Here is a 15,976-nt window from a genome sequence, read left to right as displayed (position 1 = left end):
CGCTACAATATCAATAATAGGGGGAACGTGCATGCACCAGGGAACAGTGAAATGGTTTAATACGGAAAAGGGTTATGGCTTTATCGAGTATAATGATGGCGATGACGTCTTCGTCCATTTTACCGGAATTCAAGGTGAGGGCTTTCGTACATTGCAAGAAGGAAAAACCGTCTCCTTTGAAATTATTGATGGGAACCGCGGGCCGCAAGCCGCAAATGTAATTGAAATTGAAAGTTGATAATTGAAATTTTTAGTCCAGAAGGCCGTTTATGGCCTTTTTTATGTGGGGAACATTAAAAAAGCCGGGATGCGAAACCATTCGCATCCCGGCTTTTTTGACGATTTCTCGCCCTACTCTTATGATTTATGTTCCGTGCCGACTTTATTTAATTCATTTCCCAAAAACTGCAGCTGCGTCCCGACTGAACAATGGCTGATGCAAAAACGGTGGGCCGCTGTCTTGCCCTGCTCTTTGCGTATTTGTTTGCGTACGAAACAACCTTCGCAATAAGTTTCCATCATTTCATCAATCTCATTGATTATTGAAAGCTTGTTCAAACTGTCACCCCTTCAAAATGCCATTCGTTTATTTTACTCCTAATTTGTCTTTTTTTGCAACAATCGTTATACTGGCAAAGGACATTTTTTATTATGTTAGCGGTTCGTAAACTCCCGCTTTACCAAAACTAAGGAGGAAATTATTTTGTTCAACGAGTTTTTAGGCCTCGGCTTTGCCGTGGTCAACTTTGTCTTGCTGCTGATCATGTACAAATTCTTCGGCAAGACCGGATTGTTTGCTTGGGTGGCCATGTCTACTGTTCTAGCGAATATCCAAGTAACCAAAACAATTGAAATCATCGGATTGACGGCGACTCTCGGCAACAGCCTATATGCTTCGACGTTTCTCGCAACCGATATCCTGAATGAAAAATACGGCAAGAAAGAAGCGAAAAAAGCCGTTTGGCTTGGATTTTCTTCTTTGCTGATCATGGTGATTGTCATGCAGCTCGGGTTGAAATTCATCCCGGCTGAAAGCGATATTGCGGATGGTTCCCTTCAAACCATCTTTGGATTGATTCCGCAAATTGCCATTGCGAGCATGGTGGCCTATCTGGCCAGCCAGCATTTGGACGTTATTATATTTTCTGCGATCCGCAAATTATTTCCAAAAGATAGCCAGTTATGGATACGGATCAACGGGTCTACCTTAATCAGCCAGTTGTTCGACACAATGATTTTTACGAGCATCGCTTTTTACGGCGTATTCCCATTTGATGTTTGGATTCAAATTTTCCTATCCACGTATATTCTGAAATTTGTCGTTTCCGTCATGTCGACGCCTTTTGGCTATATTGCCAAGGCACTGAAACCCATTGATGAAAAGTAGGTGACCTATGCTTGAAGTGTTTATTGATGCGGCTACTGCCGGTTCTCCGCAAGTGAGTGCGGTCGGCGTTTTCATTCGGGGCGAAGGCCATTTGATCAAATGGAGCGGCTATATCGGAGAAATGGATAACCATACTGCCGAGTTTACTGCGTTGGTAAAAGGGCTAGAACTAGCCAAGGAACTGACGAGCGGCATGGTCTCTGTTAAATCGGATTCGCAAGTGACTGTTGAAGCATTTGAACGCGGGTTCATCAAAAATCCGAAGTTCAAACCCTTGCTCGAACAAGCACTTCAATTGTCCGCCTCCTTCGAATACTGCTTCATCAAATGGATTCCCGATTCCCAAAACCGCGCAGCAGATGATTTAGCGAGAAAAGAACTGCGGGCGAATAAAAAATAAACTTGATAGTTAAAGCCGTTATCTTATCCACCAGATAGCGGCTTTTGTTTTCGAGTTCCATCAAGACGCATGAAAATAATTCTGCTACACTGAAATCAGCCTGTCTATTGGAGGAATTAGATGAAGTTTAATTTAGGAACGGCGCTCGATATTTTCATTCTATTGATCGGACCGTGGATTCTTTACACACGGGTGGTTGAAATTTTGGAGAACGGCGTTTCCGCCTATCCCATCATTTCCATCATCATCGTCACGCTGGCCCTCGTTTTTTCTGTAGCCAACCTTTACAAGGCGATTACCGACAGGCAGCGAAAGAATTCCAATAAAAGATGAAAAGGTGAGTTTTCTTGAATTCATTACTGTTTTATTTTATTCCATTAATTATTTTCGGAGTCATCAATAATTGGATCGAACAGTTTAGTTGGCCCTATTATTTGGTGCTCTTGCTGGCATTTTTGATGTTCCAGCTTGCCCGGCTCCGCTATCCGAAAGATGCAGTGCCGGGAATTGCCAAGATATCGCAGGGGCTGTTCTATGCATTGACGGTGGCCATTATTCTCAGAGACAAATATTTGGATGCTGCGCTTGTCAACGTGCTGATTGCCTTCACTTTAGTGGCGGTGCTTGTTGAAATCTCGCAGAACAGAAAAAAACCGTCGCAATGACGGTTTTTTTATTTGGTGAAATACCATACCAACGCGAGGACGATGGCAACGATCACCCAAGTGGCAATGCGGATCTGATTTCTTTTTTTGCGGATTTCCGCTTCTTCTTTGACGTCTTTCATGAAGGACATGCGCCTGCCTCCTATCTTTCCCATTCCTTTTGCACAGCCCCTTCGCTTATGATAGCCAAAAGGAAGTTTTAGGATAAAAAAATGCTTTTTTCCGAGCTTCCCTTCATTTTCCTTACAAAAATCTCACCATAAGGTCTTCATCAATATAACTGCCTTCCGCTTTCATCGAACGATACTCCGTCCCGTATTTTTCAAATCCACAATTCTGATATAATTCGATGGCGGGCCCATTATCACTGACGACCGCTAAGTATAATTGTTCAAGGCCTTCTAAGCTTTTCGCATGCTCAACCAAGGCCTCCATCAACCGGCTTGCAATCTTCCGGCCTCTGGCGGAAGGCGTCACGTATACCCCGACCACATTGGCGCGATGCCGCAACTTAGCCGGTGTGTGGCGCGTTAAAGTGACATTCCCCAACAACCTGCCGCCGACAAAAGCCCCGAACGTAGTAGCTGAAGGCGAAGACAATCGTTCCGCTGTCTTCTCGACCGGTTTATCCAGCGCTTCTTCTAATGTAGCACCAAAAGCATCAGGTGAAAGCATCAATGCCTCAATGCGAAGTTCCCGGTAAAATTCGGCATCTTCAGCGGTTAAAATTCGGATTTCCATTTATATTCGTCCTTTTCACTTAAATTCCTGTGTGACTTTCCCTTTGCCCTTTTCAACATCGATAACCGCAAAGGCTCCGTTGATGAATGTGATTTGCGGAGGGACATGTCCGAGATCGATGTCGTAGGCAATCGGAACACCGAGCTCTTCGGATAGGTCTTCATACAGTTTTTCAACGGTATATCCGCCGACTTCCTCATTTGCAGGGCTTCTCCCAAAGACAATGCCCGAGATATGGTTAAACCAGCCTGCATATTTCATTTGCGTCAATGTGCGCTTTAAGTCAGCCACGTTCATTTCACAGTTTTCCAAATACCACAGCACCGGCTCCCCTGGAATATGCGCTTCCCTGAAAGCTTCCACATTTCCAAAAGGCGTACCGATGATGTGGCGGATGACATCCACGCACCCTCCCAGAAGCCGGCCTGAAAATTGTTCCGGCTCACCGGAAACTGTTTTCCATTCTGTCTCTTCGGTTAAATGAAAGATGACCGGCGATGGATTTTCATGGTCCCATTTCTCCTGGAATTTCTCAGAAGAAACTTGGCTGATGGACTCGCCTTTGCGAGTATGAAGCACATCCAGCCATCTCGCTGTCGTGCTGTCAGATTCCGGTCCGCGCAAATCGACAAGGTTGGTGCCATGGGCAGTCGCAATTCCTGTCTTCAATGTAATTGCAAGGAGCAGCAAGCTGATATCCGAATAGCCCATCACCCATTTTTCCGGTATCGCACCGAAATCCATATGTTCCAGCACCTCGATCAACAATTCCCCGCCCCATGGCGGCATAATGAGATCCACTGATTCATCGTTTAACATTTCCATCAGCTCTTCTGCCCGCGTTTCTGCATCTGCAGACTTTGCTTCAGCCTGAGTCCAAGAAGTCTCTCCGATTTTCAACTTGAAATTGCGTTCCTCTAAACGCTCAATTGCCGATTGAAGAACGCCATGATCAGCCAGCCCCACTCCGGACGATGGGGCGGTGACGCCGATCATTTCAATTTTCCGTGCTGGATATCGAATCATAGCCAATCTCCTTTAAAATTTGTCATTATGTAAATGATACGAGTAGATAGAGCATTCCGCAAAGAATAACTCCACCTAGTATAAATAAGAACGTTTGAGTAATAAAGTCCCAAAAAGGGCTTCTTTCTTTGTCTAAAGGTTTGCTGCTCATATGTGCTACACCGAAGGAAAGGCCGGCTGAATCATTATGTACATTGTATTTAGCATTCTTTTTTGCTTTCTCGGAATTCATTTAATACCTCCAGAAATCATTTTTTATCAAAGAAAAGAGATTAGTTACATTATACTAAACACCTTTTAGATATAAAGAAAAATTTTCGAAATTTACACGAAATGAATTGTGGTTCATCCGATTAAAGAAAATTATGAAGGGTATGAGAAGAGTAAATACAGTACTTTGAGGAGGAAATGCAATGAAAGTATTAGTGGTAGGCGCAAACGGCCAGATCGGCAGGCATTTTGTCAAACTGCTGGCTGACAGCCCGGAGCATACGCCGATTGCGATGATTCGCGTTGAAGAACAAATCAGTTATTTTAATAGCTTGAATGTGGAGACGGTCGTCACGAGCCTCGAAGGCACGGTGGAAGAAATTGCGGCCGCGATGGACGGCTGCGATGCGGTCGTGTTCACTGCAGGCAGCGGCGGCGGTACAGGAGCCGACAAAACGTTGCTCATCGACCTCGACGGTGCGGCGAAAACCATTGAAGCGGCAAGCCAAACCGGAACCGACCGCTTTCTTATGGTCAGCGCCATCCATGCGGACCGGCGGGATATGTGGGGCGATGACATTGCCCCGTACTATGTGGCAAAGCACCATGCGGATAATATTCTGCGTGCGAGCGGCTTGACCTATACCATTATCCGGCCGGGCCTTCTTACGAATGATCCCGGAACCGGGCGGATCAAGGCGACGGAATATGTCGACGCCGGCCCGATTCCAAGGGAAGATGTTGCCAAAGTCCTTTTGCATTCGCTCAACAATCTCCATGCCTTCAATAAAACATTTGAAATCATATCAGGCGATGACGAAATTGAAGAAGCCTTAAACCGGCTCTAAAAAAACGGATCTCATCGTGAGATCCGTTTTTTTTACGCCTGTACTTGTTCTTTTACTTTCAAATTTTTAATTCCTAAAACTACTTGGAAAATGAATGCGATCGAACAAATGATGACAGCTGCCCATCCCATGTTGCTGATCGGCTGCTGGAGAACTGTGCGCAACACAATTAACAGCAGCATGGCAGATAAAGCGAAATTGACGATATAAGGCTTATCGTAAAATTTCTTTAAGGAAATCCCCGCAAAGATGGCTACTGCGATGATTGATAATGATAAAACCATTTCCATGACTCAACCTCATTTTTCTCATTTTCCTTAGAATAGCATATTTTCAAATAATTCGATATAGTCTTTCCTTTACGGAAGCTCTGTGTAAGCGAGCCTTTCGATGATTTCCTCGTGCTGCGGATAATCCGCCTTCAATTGCTTCTGGGTGAAAAGTTCAAAATCGTTATAGTCGAATCCAGGCGCCACCATGCAGCCGACTAATGAGAAGGAATCCTCACGATCGACAGTCGAGCCGAAAATGCTGCCTTTTGGGACCAGCACTTGCGGTTTTTCCCCATCAGCGATGGCGATCCCCAATCGCTCTTGCCGATATGCTCCGTCTTCATCAATGATGTGAACAGTCAGTGCGCTGCCTGCGTGATAATACCAGAGTTCATCCGACTTCAATCGATGAAAATGGGATAGGTCTTGTGAGCGCAATAAAAAATAAATGCTCGTGTATAACGGCCTTTCCCCGTTATGGCTTTGAAAATCCATTCTATCTTCTGAAGTGAAGGAAGACTTGTAGTAGCCGCCTTCCGGATGCTCTTCCATTTGCAAAAATTCAATCCATTGTTCAGCGTCCATTCTTTTTTCCTCCGATACACAATTATAGTTTACATAATAATATTCATTAAATTTGTCCTTATTAATATATTTTCCATTTTTGAAACTTTTGAATTTAATTCGCGTATTCATTATATAGCAGTTATTCCAAGGAGGGAAACAGATGAATAATCATGAAATCGATTTTAAACTGTACGGGGACGATATGCAGTTTGTAGAAGTTGAATTGGATCCGAACGAAACCGTCGTGGCGGAAGCCGGTGCATTGATGATGATGGAAGACGGCATCGTCATGGAAACGATTTTCGGCGATGGCTCGAAAAGCGGCGGTTCCGGCATCATGGGAAAATTAATGGGCGCCGGCAAACGGATTATTACCGGGGAGAGTTTGTTTATGACGACGTTTACGAACCAGGGAACCGGCAAACGCCAAGTATCTTTCGCTTCTCCCTATCCCGGGAAAATCATTCCGATGGACCTCAGCAGGCTGGGCGGAAAAATCATTTGCCAAAAAGATGCCTTTTTAGCGGCAGCAAAAGGCGTTTCCATCGGCGTTGAATTTCAACGGAAACTCGGGACCGGATTTTTCGGCGGTGAAGGATTTATTATGCAGAAGCTTGAAGGCGACGGAATGGCGTTTGTCCATGCAGGCGGCACGCTTCACCGGAAAAATCTCCAAAAAGGGGAAGTTCTTCGGGTCGATACCGGCTGTTTAGTCGCGATGACTCCTGATGTCGACTACAATATTGAAATGGTCTCCGGCGTAAAAACGGCGTTATTCGGCGGTGAAGGATTGTTCTTCGCCACTCTTCGCGGCCCAGGCAGTGTCTGGATCCAATCCATGCCATTCAGCCGGTTAGCGAGCCGCGTATTTGCAGCGGCTCCACAAAATCCTGCAGGCAAATCGCAAGGCGAAGGCAGCATTGCCGGCGGATTGTTTGACTTGCTCGGCGGCAAATAATCTAAACACACGAAATTCCCCGCTGCAATTGGCAGCGGGGGATTTTTTGGGGTATTCCAAATTACAAATTGCGATTTCGCATCTCTTTGACAGCCGATTCATATTTATCAAAATCAAATTCAATCGTCCCAGGCTTATAGAAATAGAGGATCGATTCTTTTTCGCCTTGGCCGAGCATATGGGTCACTACCGCTTTCGGGCTCCCCATATCAACGCCCGCTTGGGCTGCTTGCGCCAGCTTCGCTAAAATTTCTTCCGGTATAGCTTCCACGTCTATTCACTTCTTCCTTTTTGATACATGATGTCTCCAGCTACGACCGTCAGCTCCACTTCCGCTTCGATGATCTGTTCGAGTTCGCCTTCAAACAAGTCCCGGTCAAATACCGAGAAATCCGCATCGAAGTTTTCCGCAATGATTCCGCGCTCCTGCTCTTTGCAAATCGCCGCAGCGCTTCCGCTCGTGTACAGCTGAATGGCTTCAAAACGGCTTAATTTTTCTTGCGGCATGTAGCCTTCATGCGTTTCGTATGGCTTTCTTCTTGCTACGGCTGCATAGATGCCTTGAAGCGGATCCACCTCTTCAATCGGTGCATCCGATCCTCCTGCACAAATGAGGCCGCGGTCTACTAGGCTCTTCCATGCATAAGACCATTTGATCCGTTCTTCTCCCAAGCGTTCAATCACCCACGGGAAATCCGAACTGACAAAACTTGGCTGCAGGTCCAGAATAACCGCTAATTTTTCCATGCGCTCCACCAAATCTTCACGGAGAATCATGGCATGGATCAAACGGTCACGCTTCCCTTCCGCTACGGGGTGAGCTTCAATTGCGTCCAGCGCTTTTTCCATCGCCAAATCGCCGATGACATGGATCGCAATGGCTTCCCCGTGTTTCCGTGCCATAGCAACCAAACGATGCAATTCTTCATCCGAATGGATGGCAACGCCGCTCGTGGATGGATCATCGTTGTACGGCTTGCTTAATAACGCCGTTTTCCCGCCAATCGAACCATCGGCAAAAATTTTCATGGCGCCCGGATCAATAAATGGTTCAGCGTAGCTCGCATGTTCCATCATCGCTTCAAACTGGCTATGGGCACGCAGCAGATTCGCACGGAATTTCAGTTTGTCGCTGCCGATCACATTTTTGAACGCCTGCAGCGGCTTTGTGTAGTCATGGCCGTAATACCCCATGTCTTCTGTATGGGCTCCGGTCAATCCGAGAGACAATAAATTTTCCACCGAAGTTTTGAGCGCATGCGTCAAATATTCAACACTGACTTCCGGAATTTGATCGGCCACCAGGTCTTGTGCTGCATCCAGCAAATAGCCTGTCGGTTCTCCGTCATTGTCCCGGACGATCACTCCGCCTTCCGGATCCGGTGTATCTTTCGTGATCCCCGCCAATTGGAGCGCGCTTGAATTCGCCAAAACAGCATGGCGGCATACGCGTTTCAACATCATGGGCGATTCGGAAATCTCGTCCAGTTCTAAGCGGTGGAAAATTTTCCGGTCGGGAAAATTGTTTTCATTCCAGCCTTCTCCGATAAACCAGCTTTCCGGTGCCAAATCTTTTGTCGAACGGATCAGCTGCTCTTTCATTTCTTCTGAGGATTCAATTTTGGAAAGGTCCACCCGCAGCAGTTTCTCACCGTGCCCGATCATATGCATATGGCTATCCACAAAGCCCGGATACATGATCTTCCCATCCAAATGCATTTCTTTATCTGCCAGCTCTTTTAATTCGTTATATGTACCGATCTTTTCGATTTTGCCATCAGAAACCAAAACCGCTTCTACGGTTTCGCCTTCACTTGCCATCGTATAAATTTTTCCGCCGTGCCATAAGGTTTTCATAACGTCACTCCTTTTCTCACTGTTAATCATAATTCCATTTCCTCCGAGTGACAACTCAATTCAATCGGAATACTCAAAATTTTTTGCGAGAAGTTCCCAAAAGAAAGTGGCTTTCGGTTATGGTATAATAAATGGATATTTTAGAAAGCAGAGGTGAACCCTTCAAACCGGAGGGACGAATTGGACAGTATACTTTACTTGAATTTGTTTTTAGTGGCTTTATTAATTGCTTTGACTGCATTATTTGTTGGCTCGGAATTTTCAATTATCAAAGTGAGGACTTCCCGCATTGACCAACTGATTTTGGAAGGCAATAAAAACGCAATACGCACCAGAAAAATCGTGGATAACCTGGATTATTATTTATCGGCCTGCCAACTCGGCATTACGATGACCGCTCTGGGTCTTGGTTGGCTCGGAGAACCGACGGTCGAACGGATCCTGCATCCAGTTTTTGAAAATTTCGGCATAGTAGACCCTACTGCATCCATCCTTTCTTTTGGAATCGCATTCGCAGTGGTGACTTTTCTCCATGTAGTGCTGGGTGAACTGGCTCCCAAGACATTGGCGATCCAATATGCGGAAGCAATGGCTTTATTCTTTTCAAAGCCTTTGGTTATTTTCGGAAAGATTTTAAATCCGTTCATCTGGCTTATGAACGGTTCTGCGCGCCTATTGCTGCGCATGTTCGGAATTGAACCTGCCGGACATGAGCAAGCCCATTCGGAAGAAGAGTTAAAAATTATTATGAACGAAAGCTACCAAAGCGGTGAAATCAACAAAACCGAACTTTCGTATATGCAAAACATCTTTTCTTTCGATGAACGCGTCGCAAAGGACATCATGCTGCCGCGGACGCAGATGGAGACGGTTTCGTTGGAAATGGATGAAAATGACTTGATGGAAATCGTCAGAGACCATCAATATACCCGCTACCCTGTAACCGAAAATGGCGACAAGGATGACATTATCGGGTTTGTGAATATTAAAGAAATGCTGACGAATTTCACAGTGAATGGAAGTTTAACGGAAAGCATCATTGTCCATGACATTCCTTTTGTCTTGGAAACAGCGCCGATTCAGGATGTTCTGCTAACGATGCAGAGGCAGCAGGTCCATATGGCCATTGTCATTGACGAGTATGGCGGCACGTCCGGCGTCATTACGATGGAAGATATCCTGGAAGAAATTGTAGGAGAAATCCGCGATGAATTTGACGATGATGAACGGGACGAAATCAAAGCACTCGATCCGCTGAACTATCTTGTAAACGGACGTGTTCTCCTTTCAGATTTAGAAGAGCGGTTTGCCATCGTTTTTGACGACAGCGAAGACGTGGATACGATAGGCGGTTGGGTCCAGCTGAAAAACACCGACATCACAGAAGGCGGCACTGTCCATTTGCCAACACATGTCATCACGGTGCGGGAAATGGAAAACCACCAGATCATTATGGTCCAGCTGACACGCAAACATCCGAAAAAAGAACTTTCGCTCACTAAAGACATTCGCGAATAAGACAAGGCAAAACCCCCGTTCACTTGTTAAGTGAACGGGGGTTTTCTGCTTATTTTTTCTCCAGCAGCGATTTTTCGTATTCGAATTTTTTCATAAGCATTTCGCCGCTATAGCCTTCTTCGATCAGTTTTGCCAGGATGGCTTTTGCTGCATCATCCATCGGTGCGGTTTGCTCATTCGCGTCGATTTCCACGACGTTCTTTTCATCTGCGATCCAATCCGAGAAGCTGCCTGCATACAAGCGGAGCGATGTATAGCCTTTATGGGCCAGCATCGCATACAGCGCTGCAGCGGTAACGCCGCTTCCGCAATAAACGACCGCTGGTTCGTTTTTCTGAAGGACATTCGAAAAATCCACTTCTTCCGTGAATTCCCCTCGATGGTCAACCAATTGCTCCCAGTCGAAATTGCGGGCACACGGAATTCTGCCTGCAACCGGATCGATCGGCTCAGAAATCCCGGCATAGCGTTCAGCAGACCGGGCGTCCAACAAGATTCCGAGTTCGTCGCCATTAATGATTTGCTTTACGTAGGATTGGTCGGCATAAACCGAATCATCAAAAGAAAGCTCTACTTGCGCAGCAGGAGTCCCGGGAATCTCCTGAGTCGTTTTGAATCCTTCTTTTTTCAGCGCTTCAAACCCTTTTATGCTGATAAAGGCATTTTCGAATCCAGCGTATTTCAATAGCCACCAGGCCCGCGCTGCATAAGGAGCTCCGCCTTGGTCGTAAATGACGACCTCATCTTTCGGATCAAGGCCGCTTTTTTCAATCAGCCGGGTCAATTTTTCTTTTGAAGGCATCGGATGCCGTCCGCCTGTTGCCTCCATATCGGAAAGGTCCTTTTCAAGGTCCCAGAAAACCGCCCCTTCGATATGTCCTTCTTGGTAAGCTTTTTCTCCCCATTTCGGATCCTTCAAATCAAATCGTGCATCAATCCATCGAACGTTTTGTGTTTGGCTAATGTTCTTGAATACCGTCATACTTTACACCCTTTCCGCTACGAGATTTGAAAACAAGTCTTTCCATTCAGCCAGGATTTCCTGTTGCTGGAGCACCATGCGTTCTGATTCAATCTGGTCGATGGCTTGGCGAAGCATATGCTGGCGCAAACCTTCCGCCTCCTGCTCGATCCATTTGTCAGCCCACTGGCTCATTTTAGCTTTCTCTTGGTCGAGATACGTTAAGGCATCCGGCTCCATCAAGACTTGCAAGGCATTCCGCAATTTCTCTTTTTCATTCTTTTCGAAAAAACTTTTGTTGTTCTTGTAATAGGATTTGACGGAAGCATAGGATGCTTCTTTAAAAGCCTGGTCCGGTTCAATTGCCGCCATTTCTTCCACTTCATAAGGCGTTAGCGAGAAATCCGGATTCATTTCTTTTAGTTTGGCGCTGTCGTCTTTAAAGCGGTTAGCAATCCGCTTTTCGATAAACTGGGCCAGACGGAAATGCGTCACCCGCAATTCCTGGGCAAAGTCGAATGCCGTCATTTCCACGATATCGCCGATGGCGGTATCCAAAGCTTGCTGGGCTGATTTTCCATTGAACGCCGACGGATTGAACGCTTCTTTGAAGAAATCGTTGAAGCGGTAGAATACGCGCTGATTGACGTAGTACAGCAATTCATCCAGTTCCTGAAGAGCTTCTTTCGCAAAAATACGAGCAGCAGATGCCCCGAACAGAATGCGCAATTGCTGTTCGATCCGTTTCAATTCTTCCAGCCGTTCGTCTTTGCGCATCAAGTTCTTTTCGGTTTGGGCAATCAATGCACTAAAACGGTCCACCGCTTTTTGTTCTTCTTCCGCCAAGGATTGGACAGCCATCCCTTTGATTTCATCTTTCAAGAAATGCTGGAAAGCTTCTTCGAACTCCGGCATGCCCGATACTTCCCGGTCTTTTAGCGCGAGCAAGCTCGAAACACCGTAAAGCCTTGGAAAACGGATGCCGAAACGCTGCAGCTCATCTTGCACATAAGAAATCACAGCGTCTTTTTCCTCTTCATTATTCGCTAAATCAATCGCATTGACGACAAAGAACATCTTATCCATTTCAAATGCATCTTTGACCCGCCCAAGCTGGATGAGGAATTCTCGGTCCGCTCTGGCAAATGCGTGGTTGTAGTAAGTGATGAACAAGACCGCATCGGCATTGCGGATGTATTCGAAAGCGACATTCGTGTGCCGGGCATTGATCGAGTCAGCTCCCGGTGTATCCACTAATGTAACGCCGCTTCTCGTCAATTCGCAATCGTAGTAAAAGTCGATTTCATCGACGAAACAGCTGCGCTCTTCTTTTGCGACATACAGTCCGAACTCTTCGCGATTCGTCCGAAGCGTCTCGCCGAGATGAGCTTTGAATTCCGGATAACCTTTTTGGAACGCATCAATAAATGATTTATGGACTTGCTGTTCTGTCGAGCCTTCCTTTGAAAGCGACCCTGCTTTTGCGTAAGCTTCTTCCAGCGTATGGACTTCAACGCCCAAAATGCTAAAGGAATTCTTCACATCTTCTGTCATCTGGGCGACCGTTTTCAAACGGACATCTGCCGTTTCATGCGGATGGTCTTCCGTTACCGGTCGGATTCGGTTAATTGTCGCCGTCGTCGGATTCGGGGAAACCGGCAACACTGTTTCACCCATCAACGCATTGGAGAAAGAAGATTTCCCCGCACTGAATGCCCCGAAAAGGGCAATTGTAAATTCCTGTTTCTCTAGCCGTGCTGCTTTTCGCTTTAAGTATTCCGCGGTTTCAGCGAATCCTTTAACCGAAGTGAGGGCCAAAGCCGTTTGATGGGCTCTCTCAACTACTGCATTTTCATCAAACTGGCTGACAGCGGACGACGCAAGCGGATCCCGGTCTTCCCGGTCCACTGCCGTTTTTTGCTCGAGCATCGATTCATCAAATTCCACCATTTCCTCCATGGAAATTGAAAATTCATGCTGCCAGCGGTCCACTTTTTGTTCCGCCTCCAATTTTTGGCTCGGAAGCATTGCTGAAAAAGATTTTTTCACTTTATCGATCCGCTCATCCATTTCTTCCAGCGTGGTGATGGCCAGCAGTTTCTGGTCCAGCAATTGCGCTTTCATATCCATTTCTGTATTGGCATCATCGGATAATGAGATGAACTTTTCTTCCTGTGCTTTTTTCCAGCCTTCTGTTTCTTTAATAAACCAGCGCTGAATTGCGGCGGTGATATTCTTCGCAAAGTTCAAAATGGTATCGCTTGTGACCGGGCCGCTTTTCGGCAGCTGTTCTTCAATCAGCGAAAACGGCAGCGGAAATTCTTTTTCATCAATGGAAATCGACTCATCATCGGTTAAAAGCCCCGCATCTTTCAATGAATTTTTCATCAGTTTCTTTAGATGATTCGTGATTTGGGAAGCGGCAACAGTATCGAGCCTTTCCACCACTTCTCTTTTCCGAAGCGCCCGCTCTTCTTCCGTTTTTTTGCCGCTGAACAATAACCCTACTTTGAAACCGGGCTGGACGGACTCGACGTAATTCGTTAGGGCATTGCGCAGTTCATACGGCATAATATTGGCGTTATCCACCAATTCTTTTCGGTCTTTTTCGAATTTAGCCTGCCATTTTTCAAAATCCAGGACCGATCGCCGATTCGCCACTTTTCTGTTTTCCTGTTTAATTTCTTCGCGGTTTTCCCATTCGTCTTCAGCCAGCACGGAAGAAAAAGCTTGCAGCCGCTCCTGCTGTTCCTCTTCCAGGAAACGGAGATGCTCATCTTTCAATTGCTGCAAAGCGGCATCGGTGGCTTCTCCTACGTGGCCGTGCCATCCTGCCATCGCAGAAGCCACCAATCCTTTTACCTGCTCGAAATCATTGCTGGGAAATCCAAAGTCTTTTAATGAGGTAAAGAAAATTCCTTTCGGTTCGACTCCCCATGCCGCAAATGAATCATATACCGATTTTTTAAAGTCTTCAAAAGGCAATTCACTTGCCTGGTGCTTGTCGATCTGATTGACAATTAAGTAGAGCTCCGTGTATTTCTGGAGTTCCCGTGTAAAATTGAAATTCAGCTCAGATTGGACATGGTTGTAATCCATGACGTAAAAGACCATATCTGCAACGTGCAGGGCAGATTCCGTAGACAGGCGGTGCGCATCGTCTGTCGAGTCAACTCCTGGAGTATCCATTACGGTAATGCCTTCCGGAAGCACCGAGTCTTGATGGCCGATGTCGACTTGGGTCACATCCCCGCTCTTGCAGAATGCCTTGACTACGTCGAAATCGTAATTTTCCGGAAAATAAACCGGTTTCTCGTTTTTGCGGTTGACGATCGCAAAATCAGCATCTGCTTTTTGCACATTTACGATATTGGCACTTGTCGGGATCGGGCTCGATGGCAATAACGTTTCTCCTGTCAGTGCATTGATCATCGACGATTTTCCCGAAGAAAAATGTCCGGCAAATCCAATAATGAAATTATTCTTTAATATCTTCTTTGCAAACAATTCCGCTTTTGAGGCGCGTTCTGTGTCTTCGTTGTCTGCAAATATTTTATAGAGCCTTGCTGTTTCAATTAAATCTTTTTGATGGTCATGTGCTGTCATTTGATAACCCCTTCTTCAGATACTGCTCCTATCATAACATTTTTTTACGCCCAACGAAAAAAGGAGTTGGCCCGTAAGTCTCTATCCGACTTATGGGCCAACCCCTTCAGACGGCTTACGAAAATCCGTGTATGGACATGCCGCCGTCCACAAACAATGTTTGGCCGGTAATATAGCTTGCCGCATCCGAAGCCAGGAAAACGACCGGCGTCGCCACTTCCGGCAGTTCGCCTACCCGCTTCATCGGAGTGACCGCCAGGATGGAATTCAAGTAGTCTTCATCCGCCAATATTTTTTCCGTCAACGGCGTTTTAAAGTACCAAGGGCCAATCGCATTGACGCGAATGTTTTTCGGGCCCCATTCCATCGCCATCACTTTGGTCATCTGGATGATCGCCGCTTTGGAAGCTGCGTAAACGACGCCTGTTTTCAGCGCACGTTCCCCGCCGACCGAGCTGATATTGATGATCGAGCCACCGGATTCCATTTGTTTGGCAGCTTCTTGTGAAAACATGAAAACGCTGTGCGCATTCGTATCCATGATCTTCTGCCATTCGCTGTCTGTCGCTTCCATTAAAGAAGATCGGATGTTCATGCCCGCATTATTCACAAGCACATCAATTCTCCCGAAACGGTCCACTGTTTTTTCCACCGCTTGCTGAATTTGTTCCCTCGAAGTAATGTCCGCAACGACATAATCGGTCCGGCCGTTATTGATTTCCTGCTTCACAGCAATCAAATCAGCCTCTGTCCGCGCAACGAGCATCACGTTTGCTCCCGCTTCTGCCACTGCAATTGCAATCGCTTTCCCGATCCCTTTTCCTGCTCCTGTCACGATCGCAGTCTTGCCTTCTAAACTGAATGATTTTAACATAAAATCCCTCCTGTATTTATTATAATCAAAATTCTTCGGAAATGGCTGAAGGAAAATAAAAAGCCCAAAAGCAACTGCTTTTGGGC

20 protein-coding genes are annotated in these 15,976 nt (G+C 46.2%); 8 read left to right on the top strand and 12 right to left on the bottom strand.

Annotated elements, in window-relative coordinates:
- The first annotated feature begins 31 nt into the window (after window positions 1-31).
- Window positions 32-238 carry a cold-shock protein gene (locus tag MTR82_RS02490; RefSeq protein ID WP_052651459.1) on the top strand — a complete coding sequence of 69 codons (207 nt, stop codon included), beginning with the start codon at window positions 32-34 and terminating at the stop codon, window positions 236-238.
- A gap of 119 nt (window positions 239-357) precedes the next feature.
- On the opposite strand, the gene MTR82_RS02485 is transcribed toward MTR82_RS02490, so the two are convergent.
- On the bottom strand, window positions 358-558 hold the full coding sequence (locus tag MTR82_RS02485) for a zinc-finger domain-containing protein (RefSeq protein WP_052651458.1): 201 nt from the start codon (window positions 556-558) through the stop codon (window positions 358-360).
- Between the two features lie 145 nt (window positions 559-703).
- Between MTR82_RS02485 and MTR82_RS02480 the strand changes: the two genes are divergently transcribed.
- The 4 genes from MTR82_RS02480 to MTR82_RS02465 all read left to right on the top strand — a co-directional run bounded on the left by MTR82_RS02480 (window position 704) and on the right by MTR82_RS02465 (window position 2,452).
- Window positions 704-1,387 (top strand): queuosine precursor transporter, encoded by a 684-nt coding sequence (locus MTR82_RS02480; RefSeq protein WP_246807575.1) that lies wholly within the window; start codon window positions 704-706, stop codon window positions 1,385-1,387.
- A gap of 7 nt (window positions 1,388-1,394) precedes the next feature.
- Window positions 1,395-1,787: a ribonuclease HI family protein gene (locus tag MTR82_RS02475; protein WP_052651456.1), complete on the top strand. Its 393-nt coding sequence runs from the start codon at window positions 1,395-1,397 to the stop codon at window positions 1,785-1,787.
- Window positions 1,788-1,907: 120 nt separating this feature from the next.
- Window positions 1,908-2,120 carry a hypothetical protein gene (locus tag MTR82_RS02470; RefSeq protein WP_246807574.1) on the top strand — a complete coding sequence of 71 codons (213 nt, stop codon included), beginning with the start codon at window positions 1,908-1,910 and terminating at the stop codon, window positions 2,118-2,120.
- 14 nt (window positions 2,121-2,134) lie between these two features.
- On the top strand, window positions 2,135-2,452 hold the full coding sequence (locus MTR82_RS02465; protein WP_246807573.1) for a hypothetical protein: 318 nt from the start codon (window positions 2,135-2,137) through the stop codon (window positions 2,450-2,452).
- Between the two features lie 8 nt (window positions 2,453-2,460).
- On the opposite strand, the gene MTR82_RS17050 is transcribed toward MTR82_RS02465, so the two are convergent.
- The 4 genes from MTR82_RS17050 to MTR82_RS02450 all read right to left on the bottom strand — a co-directional run bounded on the left by MTR82_RS17050 (window position 2,461) and on the right by MTR82_RS02450 (window position 4,451).
- The gene (locus MTR82_RS17050) at window positions 2,461-2,583 is read right to left on the bottom strand and encodes a hypothetical protein (RefSeq protein ID WP_279576954.1); all 123 of its coding nucleotides are present in this window, start codon (window positions 2,581-2,583) and stop codon (window positions 2,461-2,463) included.
- Between the two features lie 112 nt (window positions 2,584-2,695).
- Window positions 2,696-3,193: a GNAT family N-acetyltransferase gene (locus tag MTR82_RS02460; protein WP_246807572.1), complete on the bottom strand. Its 498-nt coding sequence runs from the start codon at window positions 3,191-3,193 to the stop codon at window positions 2,696-2,698.
- Window positions 3,194-3,208: 15 nt separating this feature from the next.
- The gene (locus MTR82_RS02455) at window positions 3,209-4,219 is read right to left on the bottom strand and encodes a S66 family peptidase (RefSeq protein WP_246807571.1); all 1,011 of its coding nucleotides are present in this window, start codon (window positions 4,217-4,219) and stop codon (window positions 3,209-3,211) included.
- A 25-nt stretch (window positions 4,220-4,244) separates the two neighbouring features.
- The gene (locus MTR82_RS02450; RefSeq protein ID WP_052651451.1) at window positions 4,245-4,451 is read right to left on the bottom strand and encodes a hypothetical protein; all 207 of its coding nucleotides are present in this window, start codon (window positions 4,449-4,451) and stop codon (window positions 4,245-4,247) included.
- A gap of 181 nt (window positions 4,452-4,632) precedes the next feature.
- Between MTR82_RS02450 and MTR82_RS02445 the strand changes: the two genes are divergently transcribed.
- On the top strand, window positions 4,633-5,277 hold the full coding sequence (locus MTR82_RS02445) for an SDR family oxidoreductase (RefSeq protein WP_246807570.1): 645 nt from the start codon (window positions 4,633-4,635) through the stop codon (window positions 5,275-5,277).
- Between the two features lie 32 nt (window positions 5,278-5,309).
- On the opposite strand, the gene MTR82_RS02440 is transcribed toward MTR82_RS02445, so the two are convergent.
- Window positions 5,310-5,567 carry a hypothetical protein gene (locus MTR82_RS02440; protein WP_246807569.1) on the bottom strand — a complete coding sequence of 86 codons (258 nt, stop codon included), beginning with the start codon at window positions 5,565-5,567 and terminating at the stop codon, window positions 5,310-5,312.
- Window positions 5,568-5,636: 69 nt separating this feature from the next.
- On the bottom strand, window positions 5,637-6,134 hold the full coding sequence (locus MTR82_RS02435; protein ID WP_246807568.1) for a cupin domain-containing protein: 498 nt from the start codon (window positions 6,132-6,134) through the stop codon (window positions 5,637-5,639).
- A 142-nt stretch (window positions 6,135-6,276) separates the two neighbouring features.
- Between MTR82_RS02435 and MTR82_RS02430 the strand changes: the two genes are divergently transcribed.
- Window positions 6,277-7,074 carry a TIGR00266 family protein gene (locus MTR82_RS02430; RefSeq protein WP_246807567.1) on the top strand — a complete coding sequence of 266 codons (798 nt, stop codon included), beginning with the start codon at window positions 6,277-6,279 and terminating at the stop codon, window positions 7,072-7,074.
- A gap of 61 nt (window positions 7,075-7,135) precedes the next feature.
- On the opposite strand, the gene MTR82_RS02425 is transcribed toward MTR82_RS02430, so the two are convergent.
- Both MTR82_RS02425 and MTR82_RS02420 read right to left on the bottom strand, forming a co-directional pair.
- Window positions 7,136-7,345: a hypothetical protein gene (locus MTR82_RS02425; protein ID WP_246807566.1), complete on the bottom strand. Its 210-nt coding sequence runs from the start codon at window positions 7,343-7,345 to the stop codon at window positions 7,136-7,138.
- A gap of 2 nt (window positions 7,346-7,347) precedes the next feature.
- Window positions 7,348-8,931 (bottom strand): amidohydrolase, encoded by a 1,584-nt coding sequence (locus MTR82_RS02420; protein ID WP_246807565.1) that lies wholly within the window; start codon window positions 8,929-8,931, stop codon window positions 7,348-7,350.
- A gap of 180 nt (window positions 8,932-9,111) precedes the next feature.
- Between MTR82_RS02420 and MTR82_RS02415 the strand changes: the two genes are divergently transcribed.
- On the top strand, window positions 9,112-10,449 hold the full coding sequence (locus MTR82_RS02415) for a hemolysin family protein (RefSeq protein ID WP_246807564.1): 1,338 nt from the start codon (window positions 9,112-9,114) through the stop codon (window positions 10,447-10,449).
- Between the two features lie 49 nt (window positions 10,450-10,498).
- On the opposite strand, the gene MTR82_RS02410 is transcribed toward MTR82_RS02415, so the two are convergent.
- From MTR82_RS02410 to MTR82_RS02400, 3 genes are all read right to left on the bottom strand, one after another.
- Complete coding sequence (locus MTR82_RS02410) at window positions 10,499-11,431, bottom strand: sulfurtransferase (RefSeq protein WP_246807563.1); 933 nt, start codon at window positions 11,429-11,431, stop codon at window positions 10,499-10,501.
- 3 nt (window positions 11,432-11,434) lie between these two features.
- The gene (locus tag MTR82_RS02405) at window positions 11,435-15,016 is read right to left on the bottom strand and encodes a dynamin family protein (protein WP_246807562.1); all 3,582 of its coding nucleotides are present in this window, start codon (window positions 15,014-15,016) and stop codon (window positions 11,435-11,437) included.
- A gap of 115 nt (window positions 15,017-15,131) precedes the next feature.
- A complete protein-coding gene (locus MTR82_RS02400; protein ID WP_246807561.1) occupies window positions 15,132-15,890 on the bottom strand; it encodes an SDR family NAD(P)-dependent oxidoreductase in 759 nt (252 codons plus the stop codon).
- Window positions 15,891-15,976: the final 86 nt, after the last annotated feature.

The organism is Planococcus ruber (assembly GCF_022819085.1).
Classification (GTDB): Bacteria; Bacillota; Bacilli; order Bacillales_A; family Planococcaceae; genus Planococcus; species Planococcus ruber.
Note: the sequence above shows the minus strand (reverse complement) of the source record. Positions and strands in the feature narration are given on the sequence as shown.